The organism is Cytobacillus sp. MT66 (genome assembly GCF_058792595.1).
Genome location: NZ_JBXAFB010000038.1, coordinates 1 through 3,856, shown reverse-complemented (window position 1 = coordinate 3,856; position 3,856 = coordinate 1). Strand labels below are relative to the sequence as shown.

Annotated in this window: 5 protein-coding genes; all 5 read left to right on the top strand. The window is 40.1% G+C overall.

The features are described 5' to 3' along the window. Window positions 1-164: 164 nt before the first annotated feature. Complete coding sequence (dnaX, locus tag AC1Q59_RS24670; RefSeq protein ID WP_492368513.1) at window positions 165-1,844, top strand: DNA polymerase III subunit gamma/tau; 1,680 nt, start codon at window positions 165-167, stop codon at window positions 1,842-1,844. Window positions 1,845-1,868: 24 nt separating this feature from the next. Beyond that, window positions 1,869-2,189: a YbaB/EbfC family nucleoid-associated protein gene (locus AC1Q59_RS24665; protein WP_492368512.1), complete on the top strand. Its 321-nt coding sequence runs from the start codon at window positions 1,869-1,871 to the stop codon at window positions 2,187-2,189. Between the two features lie 164 nt (window positions 2,190-2,353). Beyond that, window positions 2,354-2,953 (top strand): recombination mediator RecR, encoded by a 600-nt coding sequence (gene recR / locus AC1Q59_RS24660; protein ID WP_492368511.1) that lies wholly within the window; start codon window positions 2,354-2,356, stop codon window positions 2,951-2,953. A 28-nt stretch (window positions 2,954-2,981) separates the two neighbouring features. Then, entirely contained in the window at window positions 2,982-3,203 is a 222-nt protein-coding gene (locus AC1Q59_RS24655; RefSeq protein ID WP_492368510.1) for a YaaL family protein, read from the top strand. A gap of 91 nt (window positions 3,204-3,294) precedes the next feature. Further along, window positions 3,295-3,558 carry a pro-sigmaK processing inhibitor BofA family protein gene (locus AC1Q59_RS24650; RefSeq protein ID WP_492368509.1) on the top strand — a complete coding sequence of 88 codons (264 nt, stop codon included), beginning with the start codon at window positions 3,295-3,297 and terminating at the stop codon, window positions 3,556-3,558. The last annotated feature ends 298 nt before the right edge of the window (window positions 3,559-3,856 follow it).

The following is a 3,856-nucleotide window of genomic DNA, read 5'->3' as shown; positions in this document are numbered from 1 at the left end:
TAGACAAAGGAGAATTTGAGTGAACTCAAATTCTCCTTTGTCACTATTTGAAGCTAATTATGTCCCAGCCTCTTTTTATTTAAATAAGTACATATACGTTTTGTAAAAAGGAAAATAGATAAGGTATAATGGTTTAAGAGAATCTTTAGGAAGGGGGCGTTTCAATGGGGTATCAAGCTTTATATCGCGTTTGGAGGCCACAGACATTTATTGATGTTGTCGGGCAAGAACATGTAACAAAAACATTGCAAAACGCCCTGCTTCAAGAAAAAATATCGCATGCCTACTTGTTTTCAGGCCCTCGGGGTACAGGAAAGACCAGTGCGGCTAAAATTTTAGCAAAGGCCGTCAACTGTGAAAGAGCCCCAATCAGTGAGCCTTGTAATGAATGCCCATCCTGCAGAGGAATTACAGACGGCTCTATACAAGACGTAATTGAAATTGACGCTGCCTCTAACAATGGTGTGGAAGAAATAAGAGACATTCGCGATAAAGTAAAATATGCGCCAAACTCTACAAGGTATAAGGTCTATATCATTGATGAAGTGCATATGTTATCTATTGGCGCTTTTAACGCTTTATTAAAGACGCTTGAAGAACCGCCAAAACATGTAATCTTTATTCTTGCAACAACAGAGCCGCATAAAATTCCGCTGACCATTATTTCAAGGTGCCAGCGCTTTGATTTTAAAAGAATTACTTCCCAGGCTATTGTCGGAAGAATGAAGCTTATTGCTGACGAGACAGGAACTGACTGTGAAGACCAAGCGCTGCAAATTATCGCAAGAGCTGCTGAAGGCGGAATGCGCGATGCCCTTAGTCTGCTTGATCAGGCAATTTCATTCAGCCAGGATCGAGTAACAGCAGAAGATGCTCTTACTGTAACAGGAGCGGTCTCCCAGGGGTTTTTGAACAAGCTTGCTAATGCGGTATATGAGAAGGATGCCGCATCGGGTCTAGAGTATTTAGAAGAACTTCTTTTTCAGGGGAAAGATCCAAAGCGTTTTGTGGAGGATTTTATTCTGTATTACCGGGACATGCTTTTATTTCAAGCAGCTCCGAATTTAGAGGAATCCCTCGAGAGGGTAATGCTTGATGCGGATTTTCAAGACCTGGCAAAAAAAATTAGCCCTAATGAATTGTATGAGCTAATTGATGTGTTGAACAAAGCCCAGCAGGAAATGCGCTGGACAAACCATCCAAAGATTTTTCTTGAAGTTGCTATTGTTAAGCTTTGCCAGCTGGACAGAAAAGTTTCACATGAAACATCTGCAGATATTCAGCCTTTGCTTCAAAGGATTGAAAGCCTGGAGAAAGAAATCAGCAGCCTGCGGCGCAATGGAGTTGCCCATAGTGAAGAACAGCCTGCTGCACAAAAGAAAGCACAAAGGGTATCCCGCAAATCCTTCCAGGCACCTGTAGGGAAAATAAATGAAATTTTAAAGCATGCAACAAAAAGTGATTTGAGTGTTATAAAGGCCCGCTGGGGAGATATCCGTGAAAGCCTTCTGCCTTCTCACGCTGCTCTTTTAAATGAAGCTGAGCCAGTGGCGGCTTCAAATCAGGCCTATATTGTCCGATTTAAGCATGAGATTCACTGTCAAATGGCCATGGATAACCCTAAGTTTTTGGAAGCTCTATCAGATATAGTGAATGGACTTTTTGGGGAAAGAAAACAAATAGTAGGAATTCCTGATGACCAATGGGGAAAGGTCAGGGAGGAATTTATTCAGAATCAGCGTACTGATGAGCCTGATAGCGGCCTTGAGACGAAGGAAGAAGAACCTTTAGTTGCAAAAGCAAAAGAATTATTCGGAGAACAATTAATAGAAATAATAGATTAACCTATATTATGGAGGTCATGAACAATGCGTGGAATGGGCAATATGCAAAATATGATGAAGCAAATGCAAAAGATGCAAAAAAAGATGGTTGAAGCACAGGAGAAACTTGGCGAAGAAAGAATTGAAGGAACTGCTGGCGGTGGTATGGTAACTGTTATTGTATCCGGGCATAAAGAGGTTCTTGAAGTAAATATTAAGGAAGAGGTCGTCGATCCAGAGGATATTGAAATGCTGCAGGATTTAGTTCTAGCAGCAACTAACGATGCTTTGAAAAAAGCTGACGAATTATCAAGCAGCACAATGGGACAATTTACTAAGGGAATGAACCTTCCTGGAATGTTCTAAGCTAAGAGTTGAATCCGCTAGTGTAAGGCGGATTCAATTCTTTTTGAAAGATGGGAATGTATAAATTTCCTGATTTATGGAGGGACGCTTAAGTCCGCGCCGGGTGAACCGGACTCCTTGCACTTCTCTTTGTGCTCTGTTTTTAATAGGGGGAATAAACACATATGCATTATCCTGAACCGATATCGAAGCTTATTGACAGCTTTATGAAATTGCCAGGTATCGGCCCGAAAACGGCCGCTCGTCTGGCATTTTTTATATTAAATATGAAAGAAGATACCGTGCTTGATTTTGCCAAGGCACTGGTGAACGCAAAAAGAAATTTAAGATATTGCTCTGTCTGCGGCCACATTACAGACCAAGATCCATGCTATATTTGTGAGGATCAAAAAAGAAACCGCTCTATTATTTGTGTAGTGCAGGATCCAAAAGATGTTATAGCTATGGAAAAGATGAAGGAATTTCATGGGCTGTACCATGTGCTTCAGGGAGCCATTTCTCCAATGGATGGAATTGGGCCAGAGGATATAAATATTCCAAGCCTTTTAAAGAGGCTCCAGGAAGATGATCAAATACAGGAAGTCATCCTGGCTACAAATCCAAATATCGAAGGGGAGGCTACAGCTATGTATATTTCTCGGCTGTTGAAGCCTTCTGGCATAAGAACAACAAGAATTGCCCATGGATTACCTGTCGGAGGAGACCTAGAATATGCAGATGAGGTCACACTGTCTAAAGCGCTAGAGGGCAGGAGAGAACTTTAGCCTAAATGATTAATGGGGGAGAATGCGGATGCTGTTTCGAAAGAAAGGCTGGCTGCGTAAAGAATTTGATGATCAGCTAATGGAAACGGTAAAAAAACTAAAATGCTCCTGGTCCAGTCAAAAACTATTGCTGGAAAAAAGTTTCGATCCTTCTGCGGAAGTTATCATTCAGGGGAAAATGGAAGAAGCTAAATATTTTTTTCTTTACAAGGAAGTCAAACATAGAAATATTGTCTATAAAAATAAATAAATTCTCGACACATGTCCTCCTATTTGGGTCTTTTTTAAATTGTGCCATCATAAATTGATAGTACAAGCATTCCTAAAGGGGGGACTTTTTATTGGATCCTATTATGGTGATCTCTATTTTAGGGGGATTGATTGTCATTCTTTTATTTATTGGCGCCCCTGTTAAACCTGTAAGGTATATTGGACAGGGTGTGATCAAAATACTGATTGGGGCATTATTTTTATTCTTTTTAAATGCATTTGGAAATCAGTTTGGCATTCATGTCCCAATAAATCTAGTAACAGCCTCAGTATCCGGCTTTTTGGGAATACCAGGCCTATGTTCTTTAGTCGCTATTCAAGCATGGATTATTTAAATCTGAACAGCTGCAAAGACTGCAGCTGTTTTTATTATTAAGTATTGACATTATTAAAACCTGGTGATAACATAGTAAAAGTCCTCAAGACAGCACAAAGTTATAAAGTAAAAAGTTGTTGACAGGACATATGAGAAGTGATATATTATAAAAGTCGCTTAAAGCGATAAAAGAAAATGTTCTTTGAAAACTAAACGAAACAGAAACGCCAACGTAAATTATTTGTCCCGCATGGGACTAAACAATGAGCTATATCAACTCTTTATTGGAGAGTTTGATCCTGGCTCAGGACGAACGC

Coding starts and splice junctions, on each gene's coding strand:
- AC1Q59_RS24655 (WP_492368510.1), top strand. CDS start 2,982: ATGCTGTTTCGAAAGAAAGGCTGGCTGCGTAAAGAATTTGATGATCAG.
- AC1Q59_RS24665 (WP_492368512.1), top strand. CDS start 1,869: ATGCGTGGAATGGGCAATATGCAAAATATGATGAAGCAAATGCAAAAG.
- dnaX (WP_492368513.1), top strand. CDS start 165: ATGGGGTATCAAGCTTTATATCGCGTTTGGAGGCCACAGACATTTATT.
- recR (WP_492368511.1), top strand. CDS start 2,354: ATGCATTATCCTGAACCGATATCGAAGCTTATTGACAGCTTTATGAAA.